We start from the raw sequence: 21,560 nt of genomic DNA on the forward strand, positions 1-21,560 counted from the left end.
GCCCCGATGCGACTGGCTGCCAACCTGAGCTGGCTCTACGGCCAGCTGCCCGAGCCCGAGCGTTTCGCCGCGGCGGCCCGGGACGGTTTCACGGCCGTGGAGATCCTGCTGCCCTACGAGCAGCCCGCCGAGTGGTACGGCCGCATGCTGCGCGAGCACGGCCTGCAGCTGGTGCTGTTCAACACGCCCATCGGGCCCGCGCCGGGCCATCGGGGGCTCGCCGCCGTCGCGGGCCGGCAGGCCGGCTTTCGGCACGGCTTCGCGCGCGCCCTGGAGGTGGCCGAGGCCACCGGGTGCAGCCATATCCACGTGATGGCCGGCAACACCCTCGGCCTGGACCCCCAGGCCTGCCGGCAGACGCTGCTGGAGAACCTCGCGCATGCGCTGCCGCAGGCCGAGCGGCAGGGACGGGTGCTGACACTCGAGGCGCTCAACCGCATCGACATGGCGGGGTACTTCTATCACCTGCCCAGCGAGGCGATCGACATCGTGCGGCATTTCGACTCGCCGCACCTGCGCCTGCAGTTCGACTTCTATCACTGCGCCCGGGAGGGGCTGGACCTGAGCGCGGCCGTGCGCGAAGCCGCACCCTGGATCGGCCACGTGCAGATCGCCGGCACGCCGGACCGGCACGAGCCGGACCTCGGGCAGAACGACCAGTCCGCCGCGCTCTCCCTGCTCGCCGCGCTGGGCTACGAGGGCTGGCTGGGTTGCGAATACCGGCCGCGTGGCGACCCCCTCGAAGGCCTGCGATGGTGCGCGCCGCTGCGCGCCGAAGGCGTCATCGCCTGAGGCGCACGGTGCCCACCGATCTCCTTGCGCATTCCGTTTCCGCTGTCTCCCCCTCTTCATCAACCCTACGAAAGCTTCGCCCCATGACGTTTCCTCGTGCCTTCAAGACACTCACCCGCCTGGCCGTGGCCTCGGCCCTCGCCGCCTCGGCCGCCTGTGCTTTCGCCGAAGATGCCGCGGTGAAGATCATGGTCGGGTCGGTGGCCGGCAGCGGCACGGACGTGATTGCGCGCCACCTGGCGCTCGGCCTGCAGCAGGAGCTGAAGCGCCCGTTCGTGGTCGACAACCGGTCGGGCGCGGGCGGCCAGATCGCGGCGCAGGCGCTCAAGGCCGCGCGGCCGGACGGGCTGACGCTGTTCCTCTCGAACAGCCACACGGTGTCGATGATCCCGCTGACCACGCTCAACCCGGGATTCGATGCCCTGAAGGACTTCGCGCCGGTGGGCCTGGTGGCGATCCATCCGGACGTCTTCGTCATCAACCCGTCGACCATCGGCCACAGCGACGCCGGGCTGCGCGAGTTCGCCAGCTGGGCCAAGGCCAACCCCGGCCGGGGCAACGTCGGCGTGCCGGCACCCGCGAGTGCGCCGGTGTTCGCCGTCGACATCGTCTCGCGCGTGCTGGGCTCCGACCTGAAGTCGGTGCCCTATCGCGGCGATGCCCCGATGCTCCAGGACCTGATCGCCGGCCAGATCCCCGCGGGCATCGGCTCGGTGGGCGCGATGCTGCCGCCCGCCAAGGCCGGCAAGACCCGCATCGTGGCGGTCAACGGGACCACGCGCCTGCCGGTCCTGCCGGATGTGCCCACCTACGCCGAACTGGGCATCCAGGGATACGAGGAAGTCATCTTCACTGGCCTGTTCGCGCCGGCCAACACGCCCGCCGCGTTGATGCAGTCGTACAGCACGGCGCTGGCCAAGCTGGTGCGCTCGCCGGAGTTCGTCGAGACGCTCGCCAACATGGGCGTCACGGCCACGTCGAGCACGCCGGCCCAGCTGGCGACGCGGGTCAAGGACACCAACAAGGCCTGGACCACGATGGTCAAGAACGCCGGCTTCCAGCCCCAGTGAGGACCGCAAGGATGATCGTGGATCTCAGAACCTACACCCTCGGGATCGGCGCCGTGCCGGCCTTCCTGAAGCGCTATGCCCGCGAAGGCCTGCCGGTGCAGAAGCGCCACCTGGGTGCACCGGTGGGCTACTACACGACGGAAGTCGGTGTCCTCAGCCAGGTCGTCCACCTGTGGCAGTACGAGAGCATGGCCGACCGCGAGCAGCGGCGCAGCGCCCTCGAAGCGGATCCGCAGTGGCTCGCCTACAAGGGCAGGAGCCTGGCCGACGGGCACGTGGTGCGGCAGGAGATCACGCTCCTGAAGAGCGTCGATCTGGCCGCCCTGGCAGCGGAGCCGGCGCGATGACCGGTGCGCTGCGGATCCTCCAGCTCGGACGGCTGCCGCCCGGCCTCGAAGCGCAACTGCAGCAGGGCCATGACGTGCACCCCCTGTGGCGCGAGGCCGCCCCTGGCGAATTCCTGGCCGCCCGCGGCGCCGAGTTCTCGGTGCTGGTGACCCATGCCACGGCCGGCGCCGATGCCGCATTGATGGACCGGCTGCCGCGCCTGCGGGCGATCTGCAGCCTGGGCGTCGGCACCGACGCGATCGACCTGGAGGCCGCCCGGGCCCGGGACGTGGTCGTCAGCAACACGCCCGAGGTGCTCAACGACTGCGTGGCCGACCTCGCCGTCGGCCTGCTGATCGATGTGGCGCGCGGCGTCTCGGCTGCGGACCGCCACGTGCGCCGCGGCGACTGGGTGGCCAAGGGGCCGCCCGCACTGGGCGCGCGCTTCAGCGGCAAGCGGCTCGGCTTCCTGGGCATGGGGCGCATCGGGCAGGCAGTCGCCCGCCGCTGCGCCGGCTTCGACATGGACATCCGCTACCACACGCCCGAAGCGCTGCCCGACGCGCCCTGGCGCCACGAGGCCTCGCTGGTCGCGCTCGCCACCTGGGCCGACTTCCTGGTGGTCGCCTGCTCCGGCGGCCCCGCCACCCATCACCTGGTCTCCGGCGAGGTGCTGCGGGCGCTGGGGCCGCGGTCCTTCCTGGTCAACATCGCCCGGGGTTCGGTGGTGGACGAGAAGGCGCTGGTCGAGGCCCTGGAATCCGGCCAGCTCGGCGGCGCGGCGCTGGACGTGTTCGAACTGGAGCCGCACGTGCCTTCCGCCCTGCTGGCGATGGACAACGTCGTCGTGCTGCCGCACATCGCCAGCGGTACGGTGGAAACCCGGCAGGCGATGGCAGACCTCGTGCTGCGCAATGTCCGCCGCTTCGTCGAATCGGGCCGGCTGGAGACCGAGGTCAGGGCCTGAGCGTGCCTTCGGCATGGCGAGCGGGCGGCATCCTGCGGGCCGGAGCAGGCGATTAGGGTTAACCCTTATAATCGAGTCCGACCCAGGAGAACCCTCGCCATGTCCATCACCCTCGCCAACGGTATTTCCATCGATGCACCCGGCTCCGCGCCCGCCTCGCATCCCCTGTCGCGCGCGCTGGCCTTCGGCCTCCGGCTGCTGACCGGCTGGAAGGCGGTGGCCCCCGAGGCCCCGCTGTCGCGCAAGGCCGAAGCCGACGCGCTTCGGGAATGGGCCTGGACCTTCGCGCGCACCGACCGCAGTTTCTCGGACGACCTGTTCGCGGCCGCCGACCGCCACGAGCGCTAGCAAGGCACGGCACCCGACGGGCGCCAGCGGGTCCGTGCATACTGCGCGCAGCCAGCGGCTTGCGCGCGACCTGATCGCGCAGGGCTGGCACTTTCGGCCACTCGACAGGAAGACCCGACCATGACCCAGGCGCGCGCGGTGCAGCTGCACGAATTCGGTGGTCCCGAAGTGATGCGGGTCGAATCCATCGACGTTCCCGCTCCCGGTCCCGGCGAGGTGCAACTGCGCCAGACCGCCATCGGCTTCAACTACATCGATATCTACCAGCGATCTGGCAAGTACCCGCTGCAGGCGCCGACCGGCCTCGGCCACGAGGCGGCCGGTGTCGTCGAGGCGCTGGGCGAGGGCGTGGCCGACCTGCGGCCCGGCGACCGCGTGGTCTACATGAACGCCGGCGCCGGCGCCTATGCGGAGCGCCGCAACGTGCCTACGGCCAAGCTGGTGAAGATCCCTCCCGGCATCTCCGACGAGGATGCGGCGGCGGTGTTCTTCAAGGCCATGACCGCACAGTACCTGGTCAAGCGGACGTACCTGGTGCAGCCCGGCGACGTCGTGCTGGTGCACGCAGCCGCAGGCGGCGTCGGCCAGATCCTCAGCGGCTGGGCCAGTGCGCTGGGCGCGACGGTCATCGGCACCGCGGGATCGGCCGCCAAGTGCGAGGTCGCGCGGGCCGCGGGCTGCGCCGCCGCGATCGATTACTCGCAACCCGACTGGGTCGCGCAGGTGATCGCGGCCACCGGCGGGCGCAAGGCGCGCGTGGTCTACGACTCGGTGGCCCGGCACACCTTCATGGGCTCGCTCGACTGCACCGCGCCCTTCGGGATGGTCGTGCTCTACGGCGCCGCCTCGGGTCCGGCACCGGCCATCGAGCCCGAGCTGCTCAACAAGAAGGGCTGCCTGTTCCTGACGCGGCCTTCGGTCTTTCCGCACAACGCCGACACGGCGACCTTCCGCGCCAACGCCGCCGACGTCTTCGATGCGATGGCCAGCGGCGCGGTGCGCGCGAGCATCGGGGCGCGCTTCGGGCTGGAGCAGGTGGCCGATGCGCACCGGCTGGCCGAGAACCGGGCCGGCACCGGCGCGATCGTGATGCTGCCCTGAGGCGGCGGGGCGCGTCCCGCCCCATTCGTTGATCTGTTTGCCAGATCACACTGATCGAAATTGTGCGGTTTTGCTTTTTAGCGCAACTGCCTACCATGGACGCGCGAGAAGAGCCGGCGCGAGCCCAGCGCCTGGTGTCACAACGCCAACGATGAGACCCGCCGTGTTCAAATTCCTATCCCGCGAGCCGCTTCACGATCCGCTGGCGTCGCCGACGCCGGTCGCAGAGACCGAAGTCAAGACCACCACCTGCTACATGTGCGCCTGCCGCTGCGGCATCCGCGTGCACCTGAGGGACGGCGAGGTGCGCTACATCGACGGCAATCCGGACCATCCGCTGAACCAGGGCGTGATCTGCGCCAAGGGTTCGTCGGGGATCATGAAGCAGGTCTCGCCGGCGCGGCTCACGCGTCCGCTGTTGCGCAAGGCCGGCAGTGAGCGCGGCGCCGGCGAGTTCGAGCCCATCAGCTGGGAGCGCGCGTTCGACATCCTCACCGAGCGGCTCTCGAGGATCCGTGCCACCGACCCGAAGAAGTTCGCGCTCTTCACCGGCCGCGACCAGATGCAGGCGCTCACCGGGCTGTTCGCACGCCAGTTCGGCACGCCCAACTATGCGGCGCATGGCGGCTTCTGCTCGGTCAACATGGCCGCCGGCATGATCTACACCATCGGCGGCAGCTTCTGGGAATTCGGCGGCCCCGACCTCGACCGGGCCAAGCTGTTCGTGATGATCGGCACCGCCGAAGACCACCACAGCAATCCGATGAAGGTCGCGCTGTCGAAGTTCAAGCGCAACGGCGGCCGCTTCATCTCGATCAACCCGGTGCGCACCGGCTATTCGGCCATTGCCGACGAGTGGATCCCGATCAAGCCGGGCACCGACGGCGCGCTCTTCATGGCGTTGCTGCACGAGCTGATCGCCGGCGACCTGATCGACCACGCCTTCCTTCGGCGATTCACCAACGCGCCGCAGTTGGTGGTGCTGGACGAGGGCGAGCGCGAAGGCCTGTTCGCCTTCGATCCGGAGCGCGGACCGCCGGGCGACGGCCGCCATCCGCACAACAAGCTGGTGTGGGATACGGCCGGCGGCTGCGTGCGGCCGGCCTATCCCGAAGGCATCGCCGACGGCTGCGAGCCGGCGCTCGAGGGCCGCTACACGCTGGCCGACGGCACCCGGGTGGCGCCCTCGTTCCAGTTGCTGCGCGAGCGCGTCGCGGACTGCACGCCCGAATGGGCGCAAGCCATCACCGGCATCCCTGCCGCGCGCATCCGCCTGCTCGCGCGCGAGATGGGCGAGACGGCGCTGAAGCAGGCCTTCGAACTGCCGATCCCGTGGACCGACGCCTGGGGCAAGAAGCATCCGACCACGCAGGGACGGCCGGTGGCTTTCCATGCGATGCGCGGGCTGGCGGCGCATTCCAATGGCTTCCAGACGGTGCGCGCGCTGGCGGTGCTGATGAGCGTGCTGGGCACCATCGACGCGCCCGGGGGCTTTCGCCACAAGGCGCCGTACCCGCGCCACATCGTGCCCAACTACCGGGCCTTCAACTCGCCCGAAATGATCCAGCCCAACACGCCGCTCAACGCGGCGCCGCTGGGCTTTCCGGCGAGCCCCGACGAGCTGGCCATCAACCCCGACGGCTCGCCGATCCGCATCGACCACGCCTTCTCGTGGGAGCATCCGCTGTCGGCCCACGGCTTGATGCACAACGTCATCACCAATGCGGTGAAGGGCGATCCGTACCGCATCGACACGCTGCTCATCTTCATGGCCAACATGGCGTGGAACTCGAGCATGAACACCATGGGCGTGCGCGAGATGCTCAACCGCAAGGACGAGCAGGGCGAGTACATGATCCCCTTCCTGGCGGTGTGCGATGCCTTCCAGAGCGAGACCGTGGCCTTCGCCGACCTCGTGCTGCCCGACACCACCTACCTCGAGCGCCACGACGTGATGGGCATGCTCGACCGGCCGATCTCCGAGTTCGACGGGCCGGTCGACTCGGTGCGGGTCCCGGTCGTGCCGCCGACCGGCGAGTGCAAGCCGTTCCAGGAGGTGCTGATCGAGCTGGCCTCGCGGCTCAAGTTTCCGGCCTTCACCACGCCCGAAGGCGGGCGCAAGTTCAGCGGCTATCCCGACTTCGTCGTCAACTTCCAGCCGGCGCCCGGGATCGGCTTCCTGATGGGATGGCGCGGCAAGGACGGCACCGAACACCTCAAGGGCGAGCCCAACCCGAAGCAGTGGGAGGCCTATGCGAAGAACAATTGCGTGTTCCGCTACCACATGCCGCAGACCATGCACTACATGCGCAACTGGAACCGGGAGTACCTGGACTTCGCCATGGACAAGGGCTGGCGGCAACGCAACGACCCGGTGCAGCTCGCCTTGTATTCCGACACGCTGCAGAGCTTCAGGCTGGCGGCCCAGGGCAAGACGAAGGGCCGCCGGCCGCCCGAGGAACTGCGCGAGCGCATCGACACCTACTTCGACCCGCTGCCGTTCTGGTATCCGCCGCTGGAAGACGGCGTGACCGATCGCGAGGCCTACCCGCTCAACGCGCTGACCCAGCGCCCGATGGCGATGTACCACTCGTGGGATTCGCAGAATGCGTGGCTCAGGCAGATCCACAGCCACAACTACCTGCACGTCAATCCGGCCACCGCGAAGGCGGCCGGCATCGAGGACGGCGGCTGGTGCTGGGTCGAAAGCCAGTGGGGCAAGGTGCGCTGCATGCTGCGCTACAGCGAGACGGTCGAGCCCGGCACCGTGTGGACCTGGAACGCGATCGGCAAGGCCGACGGCGCCTGGCAGCTGGCGCCCGGCGCGGACGAAGCGCGCAAGGGCTTCCTCCTCAATCACCTGATCACCGAGGAGCTGCCCTTTGCCAATTCGCATGGCGGCACCACCATCAGCAACTCCGACCCGATCACGGGCCAGGCCGGCTGGTACGACGTGCGCGTGCGCATACGGCCCGCGGATCCGGGGGACCCGATGGAGAGCTTCCCGCAGATGGCGAGCATGCCGTCCACGCCGGGCGTGGTGGGCAAGGCCGCGAGCGTGCTGACCTATTTCGCGGGGCGCCTGAAATGATCCAGTGGCTCAAGGACCTGATGAAGAGCGCCGCGCAGCCGATGGCGCTGGTGGAGGAGGGCGTTCGGCCCGTGTCGATCTCGCGCGGCGGCGAGGTGCGCGTGCGCGCCGACCAGGGCGAGACGCTGGCCAGGCAACTGGCGCTGGTGATCGACCTCAATGTGTGCGTCGGCTGTCACGCCTGCGTGACCTCCTGCAAGCAATGGAACACCTCCGGCAGCGCCGGCCCGCTGGCCGACGAGAAGCCCTACGGCGCCGATCCGACCGGCACCTTCTTCAACCGCGTCCAGACCTACGAGGCCGGCGCATACCCGGTCACCGAGACCATCCACTTCCCCAAGAGCTGCCTGCACTGCGAGGACCCGCCGTGCGTACCCGTGTGCCCGACGGGCGCCAGCTACAAGCGCAAGGAGGACGGCATCGTGCTGGTCGACTACGACAAGTGCATCGGCTGCAAGTACTGCGCCTGGGCCTGCCCCTACGGCGCGCGCGAACTCGACGAGGAGCGCCAGGTCATGACCAAGTGCACGCTGTGCGTCGACCGCATCTACGACGAGAAGCTGCCCAAGGAAGACCGCAAGCCCGCCTGCGTCAAGGCCTGCCCGACCGGCGCGCGCATCTTCGGCGACGTGAAGGATCCGAACTCCGAGGCCTCGATCGCGATCCGCGAGCGCGGCGGCTATTCGCTGATGCCCGAGTGGGAGACCCGGCCGGCCAATCAGTACCTGCCGCGGCGGGTGACCGAGGTCGCGGGCGGCGCGTCGAAGGTGCAGCCGACCCTCGGAGGACCGCTGTGAATCCGGCCTTCTCCGTCGTCATCTTCACCGTCGTCGCCGGTGCCGCGCAGGGCATGGTGGTCGCGCTGGCGCTGGCCCGCCTGGCGGGCCTGGCGCTCGCGCCCTCGTTCCTGTGCACGGCGCTGCTCGTGGCCGAGGCCCTGCTGCTGATCGGCCTCGGCGCCTCCTTTGCCCATCTGGGCCGGCCCGGGCGGGCGTGGCGCGCGGTCCTGATGTGGCGCACCTCCTGGCTCTCGCGCGAGGTGATCGTGCTTCCCGCCTTCATCGGCATCGTCGCGCTCTGGTGGCTGGCGCTGTACCGCGGCATCGACAACAGCATGCTGCTGCCCGCCGCGGCGATCGTCGCGGCGGCGCTGCTCTGGTATTGCACCGCGATGATCTACGCCTGCCTGCGCTTCATCGAGGAGTGGGCGCAGCCGCTGACCCTCGTGAACTTCGCGCTCACCGGCCTGTCGTCCGGCCTGGTGCTGACCTGCGCGCTCGCCGTGGTGGCGGGGCAGCCGCAACTGCTCCAGGCCTTCGGCCCGGCGGCCGCGGCCGTGACCGCCGTGGCCGGCGTCACGCGCTCGCTGGCGCTGCGCCGCAACGCCCTGCTGAAGCACAAGTCGACCCTGCAGTCCGCCACCGGCATCCGCGCGCCACAGCTGGCGCAGACGTCGATGGGCATGTCGGCCGGTTCCTTCAACACGCGGGAGTTCTTTCATCGCGCCGGACCGGCATCGATGAAGCACCTGAAGCGGGCGCTGATCGTGCTCGGCTTCGCCGTACCTGCGGCCTTGCTGCTGTGGGGCCTCGCGGCGGCGTCGGGCATGGCCTTCGTGCTGGCCTGGGCGGTGCAGCTTCCGGGGCTCGTCGCGGACCGGTGGATGTTCTTTGCGCAGGCCAGGCATCCGCAAAACCTCTACTACCAGGTCGTCTCATGAGTCCGTCACCAGCGCCGGCGCCGTCGCGCGGACGCTGCCGGGGAGGATGCGCAATAATCGACGCCATGCATCTCGCGAAAAGCGCATCCTGGCGCGACCTGCCATGAGTTCCAGCGTACCCACACCGAGTGAACTCGCCCCCATCGACGACGACGAACTCGTGCGCCTCGCCGTGAGTTGGCGCGCGCAGGCCTCGCGTGGCGACCGCGATGCCTTCGGCGTCGCCCACGCGCTCGAGGTCGAGTGCCGGCGTCGCCTGCGCACCAGCCAACTGCACCAGCTGCCGCCCGAACCGCCGCCGCCGGCGCGCCCCTGGTGGAAGTTCTGGGGCGACAAGGCCGTCCCGCTCTCCGTTCGCTGAGTCCGGCGCCGGGCCGCCCCAAGCCGGACTGCGCCCCCTCGGGGGGCAGTGACGACACGCAGTGCGGAACGTGGGGGCTCTGAGTCCGGCGCCGGGCCGCCCCMAGCCGGGGCGGCGGTCGCGCTCAGGCCCCGCGCACCATCGACAGCACCTGCCGGGCGTCCAGCGTCCGGGCCTTGTCCTGCATGGCCGGCAGGTAGCGTGTCTGCAGGCCTTGTGCCTCCTGCATCACGCCCGCGTAGGCGTCCTTTAGCATCTGCGTCGACAGCTTGCGCCCGCCCGCGTAGTAGCGCTTGGCGACATGGCCCAGCGCGTAGGTGGTGGCAAAGCTCATGCCGGAGCTCACGGCCTGCTTGCCGAGCCCGCCGAGCAGGCCGCCGCCGACCTTGCCCAGCAGGCCGCCGAGCAGCTTGCGGCCGGCCTGCTCCAGGTACTGGGAGGTCAGGCCGACGCCGACCGTGGCGATGAAGTCCTTCACGTGGCCGCTGTCCAGCTCGAAGCCGTAGGCCTTGCCGATGCGATAGACCAGCTTCATCTGCAGCGGAATGATCGCCATGGTCGAGAGCGTCTCGGGCAGCAGCTCGAGTGCGCCGTTCAGGATCGCGGCGTTGAGGATCGCCTGGTCGAGTTCGGCCTGGTCGGGCGCGGCGGCGGCCGCGGGTGCGCCCGCCGAAGCCAGCGGCACGGCCGCGATCGCCTGCGCCTGCGCGGTGAACTGGCTTGCCGCCGCCGCATCGAGCCCGAGCGAGGTGCGCAGGTCGGCGAGGAAGGCGCGCTCGGCCTCCGAGTGCGCGCCATCGGCGTCGCACACGCAGACCGCCATCTCGTAGGCCAGCTGCTTGGCGCCGCTGCTGCCGAGCTGCGCGCCGGCCTCGGCCATCGAGACGCGCTTCATCAGCACGTCCTGGTAGAGCGTGGGCAGATGCAGGCCGTCGCTTTGCGAGAGGCCTTCCGCGATGCGCTTGATCTCCTCGCGTTCGCGCTCGTGCTTTTCGCCGTCGACGAAGGCCGCCATCAGGCTCAGCGTGACGATGGCGCGGGATTCTTGTGGCGTGATGTTCATTCCTCGCGGCCTCCACCCAGGCCGAGCAGCATCAGCAGCGACTGGAACACGTTGTACAGGCTCAGGTAGACGCCGAGCGTGGCCGTGATGTAGTTGGTCTCGTGGCCGTCTTTCACGCGCTTCAGGTCGTGCAGGATGAAGGCCGAGAAGATGCCGATGGCCAGCACCGCGAGCGTGATCATCAGGGCGCCCGACTGGATGAAGAAGTTGGCGATGCCCGCGACCAGCAGCAGGATGGCGCCGATGAAGAGCCACTTGCCCATCGCCGACAGGTCGCGCTTGATGATCGACGACAGGCTGGCCATGCCGAGGAAGATCGCGCCGGTGCCCGCGAAAGCGGTCATCACGAGGCTGGCGCCGTTGTGCATGCCGAGCACCACGCCCAGCATGCGCGACAGCATCAGGCCCATGAAGAAGGTGAAGCCCAGCAGCACCGGCACGCCGGCGGCCGAGTTCTTGGTCTTCTCGATCGCGAACATGAAACCGAAGGCGCCGGCCAGGAAGACCATCATCGAGATGCCGGGCGACATCGCGCGCGCGAGACCGGTCGACAGGCCGAGCCAGGCGCCCAGCACCGTCGGCACCATCGAGAGGGCCAGAAGCCAGTAGGTGTTGCGCAGCACCTGGTTGCGTTCGGCAACGGCCGCAGAACCCGCATGCGGGGAGCCGTAGACCTGGATGTTCTCGTTCATGAATGTCCTTGTGGGTTGAGAAACCGCGCGTGTGCACGCGCATGGGGCCTCACTCTAGACGGCGATAGCCTTCGAGAAAAGTCGAATTTTTGACACCATTCATTCGAGTTTTACGTAGGATCGTGTGCTGAGAATGAACTTCAAGCACCTGCATTACTTCTGGGCCGCAGCCAAGGCCGGCGGCATCGTGCGCGCCAGCGAGCAGCTGCACATCACGCCGCAGACGCTGTCGGGCCAGATCAAGCTGCTCGAAGAAAGCCTGGGCTGCAGCCTGTTCCAGAAGCGCGGCCGCGGGCTCGAGCTGACGCCCGAGGGCCGCACCGCGTTGAGCTATGCCGACCAGATCTTCGCGCTCGGCTCCGAACTCGAGGCCGCGCTCGGCAGCCGCGGGGAGGGCGCCCGCGCGCTCGACTTCCGGGTCGGCATCGCCGACGCCGTGCCGAAGTCGATCGCCTACCGGCTGCTGGAACCGGCGCTCGGCATTCCGGAGCCGGTGCGGCTGATCTGCCACGAGGGCAATTTCCGCGACCTGCTCGGCCAGCTCTCGGTGCAGCGCATCGACCTCGTGATCGCCGACGAGCCGATGGGCCGCCAGATCGGCGTCAAGGCCTTCAACCACACGCTGGGCACCACCGCCATGAGCTTCTTCGCCACCGCGGCGCTGAAGCAGACGCTCCAGGGCGAGTTCCCGGCCTGCCTCGACCGTGCGCCGATGCTGATCCAGGGCGCGTCCTCGGCGGCGCGGCAGCGGCTCGACCTGTGGCTGGCGGAGCACCGGCTCAGGCCGCGGCCGATCGGCGAGTTCGACGATGCCGCGCTGCTGAAGGCCTTCGGCGGCGAGGGCCGCGGCGTCTTCATGACGCCCACGGTGCTCGAGGAGGAGACCTGCGCGCAGTACGGGGTCGAGGTGATCGGCCGCGCCGCCGAGCTGATCGAGGAGTTCTTCGCGATCTCGGTCGAGCGCCGCATCACCCATCCCTGCGTGGTCGCCATCACGAGGGCGGCGCGCGGGCGCTTCCATCGGGGCCGCAGCTCCGCATAATCGGCCGTCTCTCCAAGGACCCCCATGAACGCACATCCTGCCGACCGGCCCCGGGTTCCCCAGCCGCCGCTGAAGCCGATCGTCGGCAATCTCGGCGAGCTCGATTCGAAAGCGCCGATCCAGAGCATGATGCGGCTGGCCGGCATCTACGGGCCGATCTTCAAGCTCACGCTGCTGGGCCGCGACGTCTACGTCGTGAGTTCGCAGGCGCTGGTCAACGAGCTGTGCGACGAAACGCGTTTCGTCAAGCGCGTGCACGGCCCGCTGCAGGAGATCCGCGCCTTCGCCGGCGACGGCCTCTTCACCGCCTACAACAGCGAGCCCAACTGGGCCAAGGCGCACCGGCTCCTGATGCCGGCCTTCGGCCCGCTGGGCGTGCGCTCGATGTTCGACCGCATGGTCGACATCGCGCACCAGATGTTCGTCAAATGGGAGCGCTTCGGCCCGTCGGCGGTCATCGACGTGGCCGACAACATGACGCGGCTGACGCTCGACACCATCGCGCTGTGCGCCTTCGACTACCGCTTCAACAGCTTCTACCAGAACGAGATGCATCCCTTCGTCGCGGCGATGGTCGATGCGCTAGAGGAGGCCGGCCAGCGCGGCCGGCGGCCCGCGATGGTGTCCAGCCTGATGGTCGGCACCCGGCGCCGCTACGAGGCCGACCAGCAGATGCTGGCGCGCGTGGCCGAGCAGCTGATCGCCGAGCGCCGCAGCGACCCGCAGGGCGCGGGCAAGGACGACCTGCTCAACGTGATGCTCAACGGGGTCGACCCGGTGAGCGGCGAGAAGCTGTCGGACGAGAACATCCGCTTCCAGATGGTCACCTTCCTGATCGCCGGCCACGAGACCACCAGCGGCCTGCTGTCCTTCGCCTGCTACCTGCTGCTGAAGAACCCCGAGGCGATGCTGAAGGCGCGCGCCATCGTCGACGAGGTGCTCGGCGAGCAGATGCCGAGGGTCGAGCATCTCGCGCAGCTGCGCTACATCGAGCAGATCCTGATGGAGTCGCTGCGTCTGTGGCCGACCGCGCCGGCCTTCGGCGTCAAGCCGGTCGCCGACACGGTGCTGGCGGGCCGCTATCCGCTCACGACCCGGGACACCCTGCTGGTGCTGCAGCCGGCGCTGCATCGCGACCCGGCCGTGTGGGGCGAGGACGCCGAGGCCTTCCGCCCCGAGCGCTTCGAGCCCGACACGGCCGAGAAGCTGCCGCCCAACGCCTGGAAGCCCTTCGGCAACGGCGCCCGGGCCTGCATCGGCCGGCCGTTCGCGATGCAGGAGGCGCAGCTTGTGATCGCGATGCTGCTGCAGCGTTTCGACATCGTGATGGACGATCCGTCCTACCAGCTCGAGATCGCCGAGACGCTGACCATCAAGCCGCACGGCCTGAAGATCCGCGCCCGCAGCCGGGGGGGTGCCAATGGCTTCGCGCTGCGCAGCGCCATTGCGTCGGTGCCGCAGCGGCTGGTGAAGGAGCCGGTGGACGAGGTCGCGCTTGCGCCCGACGCACCGACGCTGCGGGTGCTGTACGGCAGCAACACCGGCTCCTGCGAGATGTTCGCCCGCCGCATTGCGGCCGAGGCGCCGCGGCAGGGTTACGCCGCCACGGTCGCCACGCTCGACGAGTACGCAGGGGCATTGAAGGCCGGCACGCCGGTGGTGGTGATCACGGCCTCCTACGAGGGCCAGGCGCCCGACAACGCGAAGAAGTTCCTGTCATGGCTGGAGGGCTGCGCGCAGGGCACGCTGGACGGCGTTCGCTTCGCGGTGCTGGGCTGCGGCAACCGGCAATGGGCGCGGACCTACCAGGCGGTGCCCAAGCGGGTCGACGCCGCGCTCGCCGCGGCCGGTGCCGTGCGCCTGCGGCCGCGCGGCGAGGCCGATGCCGGCGGCGATTTCTTCGGCGCTTTCGAGGAGTGGTCCGGCGCGCTGTGGGACGACCTGGGCGTGGCGCTCGGGCGCACGGTGGCCGACAAGCCGTCGGCGCCGAGCTTCGATGTGGAGGTCCTCAAGTCGGCCCGCGAGCGCGCGCTGGCACTCAACGAACTCGAACTCGGCACCGTGGTCGAGAACCGCGAGCTGGTGAACATGGGCGCCGCCGGTGCGCGCTCCAAGCGCCATCTGCAGATCGCGCTGCCGGCCGGCATGCGCTACCGCAGCGGCGACTACCTCGCGGTGCTGCCGCGCAATCCGGACGCCAGCGTGGCGCGCGCGCTGGCGCGCTTCGGCCTCGCCGGCGACACGCAGATCGTGATCCGTAAGCAGGCCGGCACCGCTTCCGCGCTGCCCGGCGACTACCCGATCGGCGCCGCCGAGGTGCTGGCGGGCTATGTCGAGCTGGCGCAGCCCGCGACCCGCGCCCAGGTCGGCCAGCTCGCCGAGGCGACGCCGTGCCCGCCCGAGCGCCAGGCGCTCGAACGCTTGGCCGGCGAGCAGGCTTATGCCGACGAAGTGCTGGCCAGGCGCGTCAGCGTGCTCGACCTGCTCGAGCGCACGCCGTCCTGCGGCATCGGACTGGCGGGCTTTCTCGGCATGCTGCCCACGCTCAGGGCGCGCCAGTACTCGATCTCCTCGTCACCGCTCGCCGATGAAGCCGAGGCCAGCCTGACCTTCGCGGTGGTCGATGCGCCCGCGTTGTCGGGGCAGGGCGAATTCCAGGGCGTGGCCTCGACCTACCTGGCGCGCCTGCAGGCCGGCGACCGGGTGTCGGTCGCGGTGCGGCCCTCTCAATCCGGCTTCCGTCCGCCGGCCGATCCGAAGACCCCGATCGTGATGGTGTGCGCCGGCACCGGCGTCGCGCCCTTTCGCGGTTTCCTGCAGGAGCGCGCCTGGCAGAAGGCGGCCGGCCGCGAGGTCGGCCCGGCGCTGCTCTTCTTCGGCATCGACGACCCGGAGGTCGACTACCTGTACCGCGAGGAGTTCGCGGCCTGGGAGGCGGCGGGCGTGGTCGAGCTGCGGGCTGCATTCTCGACCCGGCCCGAGGGCGATGTCATGTTCGTGCAACACCGCGTCTGGCAGGACCGGGCCGACATCGGCGCGTTCTTTCGCCAGGGCGCGCAGTTCTATGTCTGCGGCGACGGCAGGCACATGGCGCCGGCGGTGCGCGAGACCTTCATCCACATCTACCAGCGCGCGACCGGCAGCGACGATGCCGCGGCCGAGGCCTGGGTCGACCGCATGGAGCACGAGCACGGACGCTACGTGTCGGATGTGTTTGCTTGAGAGACGGCCTGGGCCGTGTCGCGCAATAGTGCAAATGCACTATTCGGGCGACCGGGCGGAGCCGCGAGACTGTGGCCCAGATTTCTCGGTCGACCCATGCTCACTCTCAGTCGGAAAGAAAAGATCCTTCGCAAAGCCGGCATCGCCGTGCCGCCGTTTCCGGCCCGCCGCCTGCCGCTGCAGGAGCGTCACTTGCACACGCGCGCCAGGGTGCCTCAGGAGGAGCGGGACGCCGACGCCGAGCAGCGCGCCGCGGTGCAGGCGTGGAGGCAGACGGTCAATGCGCTGCATGCCGCGCACGTGGAAGGTCGGTTCAGACCAGGGCGCCAGGGATCGTCATGATGTCCCAGGCGCCGCCGAAGCCGCTCGGCGTCGGGCGTTCGACCACGGGCTGGAAGCTGGCCAGCACCTGGCTGCCTGCCGCCTGCGCGGCCTGGTAGGAAGGCAGCGGGCCGCTGGCCGAATCGATCACCTGGCAGGGGCCCAGCCGCAGCCAGCCGCCGGGTCGGACGATCAGCCAGTAATAGTGGCCGGCGATGGGTTCTTCGATGACGAGGCTCAGGTCAGGCTTCATGTGCTGCGAGTTCAAACTCATGTGCTGAGCCGGCATTGAATCGAAGGCGCGCGGGTGCGCCAAGGAAATAGATCACGCCGGGGAGTCCTATTTGCCCCGATCCCGGCCGGACGGGGGCCCTCCGCCGTCCGGAGGACAATCGGGGACTTTCTCGCTCGAACCCTGAAGCCCCGAACATGCCCCCTCTCGACGACCCCTTCCACGATGCCGAGGTCGGCTCCCGCGACAGCACGCTCGATACCACCCGGATCGACGACGTGCGCATCGGCGCGGTCCGACCGCTCATGACCCCCGCGCTGCTGCAGGAGCGCGTGCCGGTGCGCGACAACACGCTGGCGCTGGTGGAAAGCAGCCGCGCCGCGATCGCCGACGTGCTGCACGGCCGCGACGACCGCCTGGTGGTGGTGGTCGGGCCCTGCTCGATCCACGACCACGACCAGGCGATCGAGTACGCGCAGCGCCTGAAGTCGGTCGCCGACCGGCTGCAGGACGACCTGCTGATCGTGATGCGCGCCTACTTCGAGAAGCCGCGCACCACCGTGGGCTGGAAGGGCTACATCAACGATCCGCACCTCGACGGCAGCTTCGCGATCAACGAAGGGCTGGAGCGCGCACGGCGCCTGCTGCTGGAGCTGACCACGCTGGGGCTGCCGACCGGCACCGAGTTCCTCGACCTGCTGAGCCCGCAGTTCATCGCCGACCTGATCGCCTGGGGCGCCATCGGCGCGCGCACCACCGAGAGCCAGAGCCACCGGCAGCTGGCCTCGGGCCTGAGCTGCCCGGTCGGCTTCAAGAACGGCACCGACGGCAGCGTCAAGGTCGCGGCCGACGCGATCCTCGCGGCCCGTGCGCCGCACGCCTTCATGGGCATGACCAAGATGGGCATGGCGGCGATCTTCGAGACCCGCGGCAACGACGACTGCCACGTCATCCTGCGCGGCGGCAAGGCGCCCAACTATTCGGCCGCGGACGTGGCGGCGAGCTGCGACGCGCTGGCCGCCAACGGCCTCAGGCCGCAGGTGATGATCGACGTCTCGCACGGCAACAGCAGCAAGCAGCACCAGCGCCAGATCGTGGTCGCGGCCGAGGTGGCGGCGCAGATCGCGGCCGGCGAAGCGCGCATCACCGGCGTGATGATCGAGAGCCACCTGGAGGAAGGGCGGCAGGACCTGTTGCCGGGGGTGGCGCTCAGGCACGGCGTCTCGATCACCGATGCCTGCATCGGTTTTTCGCAGACGGTGCCGGTGCTCGAGGGGCTGGCCTCCGCGGTCAAGGCGCGGCGGCGTCTGGCGACGGCGTGATGGGCGCGCGGGCTGCCTTGTCCCCGGTGCTCCAGGTCCGGAATCTGCGCTTCGCCTACCCGGGGCAGTCGCCGCTGGCCTCCGGCTGGACCGGTGCCATCGGCCCGGGCGTGACGCTGCTGCATGGCGACACGGGCAGCGGCAAGTCGACCCTGCTGCGCGTGATGGCCGGGGCTCTGGCCGCTGACGGCGAGTTGGCGCTGGCGGGTGCCCGCCTCGACGAAGACGCGCGGGCCTACGGGAGCGGCGTCTTCTTCGTCGATCCGGCCACCGACGCATTCGATCCGCTCACCGTGCGCGCCTGCACGGCCGCGCTGCGCCTCGGCGACGCGCGCTTCGACGATGCCGCGTGGCAGTCGCTGGCCGACGGCTTCGGGCTGGCGCCGCATCTGGAAAAGTCGATGTACATGCTGTCCACCGGGTCGAAGCGCAAGGTCTGGCTGGCCTGCGCGCTGGCTTCCGGACGGCCGCTGGTCCTGCTCGACGAACCGACCGGCGGACTCGACGCCGCGTCGATTCGCTGCCTCTGGCGCGCCCTGGCCGAGAAGGCGCGGGGCTCGCTGCAGGCCGTGGTGGTGGCCAGCGGCGAGCGCACCGAGATGCCCGGCCTGGCCGCGACCCTAGAGCTGCCGCTGCGCTAGCGCGCCAGAAGGGAGGGCTGCGGCTCGGTCCTCGGCTCGACATCCAGCAGCGTGCCGCGGCAGTTCGCTGCGCCGCAATGGCAGGGATAGTCGGACGGTGCCGAGCCGTCGTCGGCCGTGAGGCCGTAGTCGATGAAAAGCTCGTCGCCGGCCTCGACCGGCACCAGCGTCTGGAACCTGAGCTCCAGGCGGCCGGCGGCGTCGTACTCCTCGACCGCCTCGCAGTTCGGGTCGCAGGAATGGTTGAGGTGGCGGGTGGCGTTGCCGCCCTTGCCGGCGTCGATGATTTCCTCGTTGGAGAGCTTGAACAGATAGGTCAGCTGACCGTCCCATTTCCGGCCGGCGACCTGCTCGGCCGTGTAGCGGCGGCCTTCATAGAGGCCCAGCAGGGCGTGGGCGGGCAAGGGCCGGGTGGCGAACGCGCCCAGGCCGTGAACGCCGCTGGGCGACACCCGCAGGCAGGGGGTGGAGGAATCGGATCTTCTGGCGGCGGTCATGGCAGGGAGGAAACGGAATGCGGGGAGGCGAACGAGGCGCCCGGGGAGGTGGCCACACGCGGGCGCGCAGGCGGGCGGGCTCGCATCGTACATCGGCCGCGGAGGCCGCTCCTGGTGCCCATGCGGCGCATTGGCGATAGGAAAAAGACCCGGCACTCCGACTAAGCTATAGCCTTGTTTCAAACAACGCGGTGATTCCCATGACTTCGACATACGCCCAAATCCAGAAGAAGATCGCCCTGTTGCAGCGTCAGGCTGACTCGCTGCGCGAGAAAGAAGTCGCCGGTGTGATCGAGCGCATCAAGGTGGCGATTGCGCACTATGGCCTGACTGCACGGCACCTGGGCTTCAGCGCCGATACCGCGCGACCCGGCGCCGTATCGCGCGGGAAGGTGGCCGCCGCGGCGACGGCCAAGTACAGCGACGGTGCCGGCAACGGCTGGTCGGGCCGCGGACCTCGCCCGCGTTGGCTGCGCGAAGCGCTGGCGGCCGGAAAATCGCTCGACGACTTCAGGGTTGGCGCTGCGCCCCGGAAGGCGTCGCGACCCGCCAAGAATGCGGCTCGGCAGCAGCGGCGTCCGTCGAGCGTGCTGTACCGCGACGACGCGGGCCATTCGTGGACCGGTCGAGGTCCGCAGCCTCGTTGGCTCAAGGAAGCTCTGGCGCAAGGCAAGACCCTGAGCGATCTGACGGCCAGTTGACGGGCCCGCGCCGGCTTGCCGGCCGCGGTGGAGGCGAGGTCGGCCGATCAGGGCGTTGGCATTGAACGGTTCCGTGCATTTGTACGCAATTCGCGAGATACCGAAGGCTGTAGTCCATTCGGCCTCATTGCGACCCCTCGACAATCGCGCCAAGCCTCGCTCTCCACGCATGAAAGCATCTCTCTTCCTCGGAACGCTGAATCGAATTCGCAGTCGCCTTCGGCGCCTGGTCGGCGGGCCGAGGCGCCCGATGCCGCGTGCGGTGGCGTCCTTGCCGCCTCAGTCCATGGCGCCGTTGTCCCGGGTCGCGGCGCCGAGGCCGATCCCGAGCGCACCCCAGCCCTCGACGCCCGCCGCCGCGCCGATGCGGGCTGTGGCCGTGGAGGCGGTGCGACCCGAGCCCGCGGCGATCCAGGTGCCAGTCCAGGTCCCGGCCGCAACTCAACCCCCCGCGCGGACGATGCGTTCGCTCGAGGAGGTCCGGGCCGATCTGGCCCGGCTGCGCCAAAGCGCGAAGGAGCGCCATGCACGGGCCTTGGTGCCGGTCCGGCGCGACATCAGTTTCGAGCCGACCGATTTCATGGGCTTCGCCAAGCCGGCCGAAGCGCCCGAGGAGTCCTTCGAAGCGACGGCGTTCCTGGACTTCACCATCCTGAAGCCGCGCCCCTAGATCATCCGGCCGTGCGGCGCGCCTTCAATCGGCCTTCAGGATGGTCTCGCCCTTGAGCTGACCCCAGTCGCGGATGTTGTGGCGCCGCCGCTTCCAGCCGGCATAGGTGCGCCGCAGGTTCACGACCGAAATGAAGTAGTACAGCACCTTGAACATCCGGAGCGAGCGCCGGTACGCCGCTCCGTGGTGGATGTCGGCGGCCAGCAGCGACATCAGGCCCTGCTTGGCCTTGAAGAGATTGTTGGGGTGCATGAACATGTCGCGGATCGTCGGATTCGTGACCCGGTAGATGAACCATGAATAGTCTCGCGGGCCCACACGCATGCGCTTTTCCAATGCCTTGCGCGCGGCCGGCAACTCGGCCGGCCGGTCGAGGGCCGTCGCCACCAGGTCGGCGCCGTCGAAGGCGCTTTGCATCGCGAGGAACACGCCTGACGAGAACATCGGGTCGATGAAGGTGAAGGCGTCGCCGACCATCAGGTAGCGCTCGCCGGTGGCATGGGTGCTCGAATAGGAGAAATTGCCTGTCGCGTGCACCACGTCATCGATCAGCGTCGCGTCCTTCAGCCGGTCGTGCAGCTCGGGGCACAGCGCGATGGTGTCGCGGAAGTATTCCTTCAGCGGCTTGTCGCGCGCCTTCAGATAGTAGGCCCAGCACACCGCGCCGACGCTGGTGCTGCCGTCGGCCAGCGGAATGAACCAGAACCAGCCATGCTCGAACCAGCAGATGCTGATGTTTCCCTCGCGCCGGCCCTCGAGCCGCCGCGCATTGCGGAAGTGACCGAACAGCGCCGTGCTGTTGTGCTCCGGATTCCTTTTCCTGGACCCGAACTTGCTCGCCAGCAGCGTGTCGCGGCCACTGGCATCGACCACGAAGCGCACACGCCAGCGGCGAGCGCTGCCGTCGTCCAGCGCCGCGTGTACTGTCGCACCCGCGTCGTCGAAGTCCACCTGCCGTACCTTCGCCCCCTCGATGGTCAACGCGCCCTCGCGGGCGGCGTGGCGGAACAGCAGTTCGTCCAGTTCCGAGCGTCGAACCTGCCAGGCCGAATCCTTGGAGGGGTCCCAGCCTTCGGAAAAATCCACATAGCTGCGGTAGTCGAGGTCCGGCGGAACGAACTCGATGCCGAACTTGGGCATGCCGATCTTCTCGACCTGATCGAGCACCCCGAGCCTTCTGAACAGTTCGACGTTGCCCGGCAGCAGCGACTCGCCGATGTGGAAGCGCGGGTGATGCTCCTTCTCCAGCAGCACCACGCGCCGCCCTTCGCGCGCGAGCAGCGTGGCGATGGTCGAGCCGGCCGGTCCGCCGCCGATGACCAGGACATCGCATTCGTGGGCTGCTTCCATGGCGTCGATATTCCTTTTCCAGATTGACCC

At 69.4% G+C, this 21,560-nt stretch carries 21 protein-coding genes; 16 read left to right on the forward strand and 5 right to left on the reverse strand.

Annotation, left to right across the window (positions count from 1 at the left end; genetic code table 11):
- The first annotated feature begins 6 nt into the window (after positions 1–6).
- The 10 genes from AC1DYK_RS04670 to AC1DYK_RS04715 all read left to right on the forward strand — a co-directional run bounded on the left by AC1DYK_RS04670 (position 7) and on the right by AC1DYK_RS04715 (position 9,777).
- Complete coding sequence (locus tag AC1DYK_RS04670; RefSeq protein WP_478165194.1) at positions 7–792, forward strand: hydroxypyruvate isomerase family protein; 786 nt, start codon at positions 7–9, stop codon at positions 790–792.
- Between the two features lie 83 nt (positions 793–875).
- A complete protein-coding gene (locus tag AC1DYK_RS04675) occupies positions 876–1,862 on the forward strand; it encodes a tripartite tricarboxylate transporter substrate-binding protein (protein ID WP_478165195.1) in 987 nt (328 codons plus the stop codon).
- A gap of 11 nt (positions 1,863–1,873) precedes the next feature.
- Positions 1,874–2,209: an NIPSNAP family protein gene (locus tag AC1DYK_RS04680; protein ID WP_478165196.1), complete on the forward strand. Its 336-nt coding sequence runs from the start codon at positions 1,874–1,876 to the stop codon at positions 2,207–2,209.
- Positions 2,206–3,156, forward strand: coding sequence for a 2-hydroxyacid dehydrogenase (locus tag AC1DYK_RS04685; RefSeq protein WP_478165197.1), 951 nt, complete (start codon positions 2,206–2,208; stop codon positions 3,154–3,156). Before AC1DYK_RS04680 ends, AC1DYK_RS04685 begins: the two co-directional genes overlap by 4 nt.
- A 99-nt stretch (positions 3,157–3,255) precedes the next feature.
- The gene (locus tag AC1DYK_RS04690) at positions 3,256–3,504 is read left to right on the forward strand and encodes a hypothetical protein (protein WP_478165198.1); all 249 of its coding nucleotides are present in this window, start codon (positions 3,256–3,258) and stop codon (positions 3,502–3,504) included.
- Positions 3,505–3,624: 120 nt separating this feature from the next.
- Positions 3,625–4,605, forward strand: a complete 981-nt coding sequence (locus AC1DYK_RS04695; RefSeq protein ID WP_478165199.1) for a quinone oxidoreductase family protein — start codon at positions 3,625–3,627, stop codon at positions 4,603–4,605.
- Positions 4,606–4,768: 163 nt separating this feature from the next.
- Complete coding sequence (locus tag AC1DYK_RS04700) at positions 4,769–7,696, forward strand: molybdopterin oxidoreductase family protein (protein WP_478165200.1); 2,928 nt, start codon at positions 4,769–4,771, stop codon at positions 7,694–7,696.
- The gene (locus tag AC1DYK_RS04705; protein ID WP_478165201.1) at positions 7,693–8,493 is read left to right on the forward strand and encodes a 4Fe-4S dicluster domain-containing protein; all 801 of its coding nucleotides are present in this window, start codon (positions 7,693–7,695) and stop codon (positions 8,491–8,493) included. The genes AC1DYK_RS04700 and AC1DYK_RS04705 overlap by 4 nt, the downstream gene beginning before the upstream one ends.
- The gene (locus AC1DYK_RS04710; protein ID WP_478165202.1) at positions 8,490–9,416 is read left to right on the forward strand and encodes a dimethyl sulfoxide reductase anchor subunit family protein; all 927 of its coding nucleotides are present in this window, start codon (positions 8,490–8,492) and stop codon (positions 9,414–9,416) included. The genes AC1DYK_RS04705 and AC1DYK_RS04710 overlap by 4 nt, the downstream gene beginning before the upstream one ends.
- A gap of 103 nt (positions 9,417–9,519) precedes the next feature.
- Positions 9,520–9,777 (forward strand): hypothetical protein, encoded by a 258-nt coding sequence (locus AC1DYK_RS04715; protein ID WP_478165203.1) that lies wholly within the window; start codon positions 9,520–9,522, stop codon positions 9,775–9,777.
- 124 nt (positions 9,778–9,901) lie between these two features.
- Here AC1DYK_RS04715 and AC1DYK_RS04720 read toward each other — a convergent pair whose 3' ends face one another.
- Complete coding sequence (locus tag AC1DYK_RS04720) at positions 9,902–10,834, reverse strand: TerB family tellurite resistance protein (protein WP_478165313.1); 933 nt, start codon at positions 10,832–10,834, stop codon at positions 9,902–9,904.
- A gap of 2 nt (positions 10,835–10,836) precedes the next feature.
- Positions 10,837–11,532: a Bax inhibitor-1 family protein gene (locus AC1DYK_RS04725; protein ID WP_478165204.1), complete on the reverse strand. Its 696-nt coding sequence runs from the start codon at positions 11,530–11,532 to the stop codon at positions 10,837–10,839.
- A gap of 133 nt (positions 11,533–11,665) precedes the next feature.
- Between AC1DYK_RS04725 and nhaR the strand changes: the two genes are divergently transcribed.
- A complete protein-coding gene (gene nhaR, locus AC1DYK_RS04730; RefSeq protein ID WP_478085613.1) occupies positions 11,666–12,574 on the forward strand; it encodes a transcriptional activator NhaR in 909 nt (302 codons plus the stop codon).
- 24 nt (positions 12,575–12,598) lie between these two features.
- Entirely contained in the window at positions 12,599–15,796 is a 3,198-nt protein-coding gene (locus tag AC1DYK_RS04735) for a bifunctional cytochrome P450/NADPH--P450 reductase (protein WP_478165205.1), read from the forward strand.
- A 313-nt stretch (positions 15,797–16,109) separates the two neighbouring features.
- On the opposite strand, the gene AC1DYK_RS04740 is transcribed toward AC1DYK_RS04735, so the two are convergent.
- Positions 16,110–16,391, reverse strand: a complete 282-nt coding sequence (locus AC1DYK_RS04740; protein WP_478085610.1) for a hypothetical protein — start codon at positions 16,389–16,391, stop codon at positions 16,110–16,112.
- Between the two features lie 155 nt (positions 16,392–16,546).
- Here AC1DYK_RS04740 and AC1DYK_RS04745 point away from each other — a divergent pair, with 155 nt between their 5' ends.
- Both AC1DYK_RS04745 and AC1DYK_RS04750 read left to right on the forward strand, forming a co-directional pair.
- A complete protein-coding gene (locus AC1DYK_RS04745; protein WP_478165206.1) occupies positions 16,547–17,671 on the forward strand; it encodes a 3-deoxy-7-phosphoheptulonate synthase in 1,125 nt (374 codons plus the stop codon).
- Between the two features lie 26 nt (positions 17,672–17,697).
- Positions 17,698–18,312 carry an ABC transporter ATP-binding protein gene (locus tag AC1DYK_RS04750; RefSeq protein ID WP_478165314.1) on the forward strand — a complete coding sequence of 205 codons (615 nt, stop codon included), beginning with the start codon at positions 17,698–17,700 and terminating at the stop codon, positions 18,310–18,312.
- Here AC1DYK_RS04750 and AC1DYK_RS04755 read toward each other — a convergent pair.
- The gene (locus AC1DYK_RS04755) at positions 18,309–18,809 is read right to left on the reverse strand and encodes an SET domain-containing protein (RefSeq protein ID WP_478165207.1); all 501 of its coding nucleotides are present in this window, start codon (positions 18,807–18,809) and stop codon (positions 18,309–18,311) included. The genes AC1DYK_RS04750 and AC1DYK_RS04755 overlap by 4 nt on opposite strands.
- A gap of 200 nt (positions 18,810–19,009) precedes the next feature.
- On the opposite strand from AC1DYK_RS04755, the gene AC1DYK_RS04760 reads away from it, so the two are divergent.
- Together AC1DYK_RS04760 and AC1DYK_RS04765 are read left to right on the forward strand one after the other, a co-directional pair.
- Positions 19,010–19,510 carry an H-NS family nucleoid-associated regulatory protein gene (locus AC1DYK_RS04760; RefSeq protein WP_478165208.1) on the forward strand — a complete coding sequence of 167 codons (501 nt, stop codon included), beginning with the start codon at positions 19,010–19,012 and terminating at the stop codon, positions 19,508–19,510.
- Between the two features lie 460 nt (positions 19,511–19,970).
- Positions 19,971–20,180: a hypothetical protein gene (locus AC1DYK_RS04765; protein WP_478165209.1), complete on the forward strand. Its 210-nt coding sequence runs from the start codon at positions 19,971–19,973 to the stop codon at positions 20,178–20,180.
- Between the two features lie 24 nt (positions 20,181–20,204).
- On the opposite strand, the gene AC1DYK_RS04770 is transcribed toward AC1DYK_RS04765, so the two are convergent.
- Positions 20,205–21,530 carry an NAD(P)/FAD-dependent oxidoreductase gene (locus tag AC1DYK_RS04770; protein WP_478165210.1) on the reverse strand — a complete coding sequence of 442 codons (1,326 nt, stop codon included), beginning with the start codon at positions 21,528–21,530 and terminating at the stop codon, positions 20,205–20,207.
- Between the last annotated feature and the right edge of the window lie 30 nt (positions 21,531–21,560).

The sequence above is a fragment of the Variovorax sp. P2_H12 genome, from assembly GCF_056403395.1.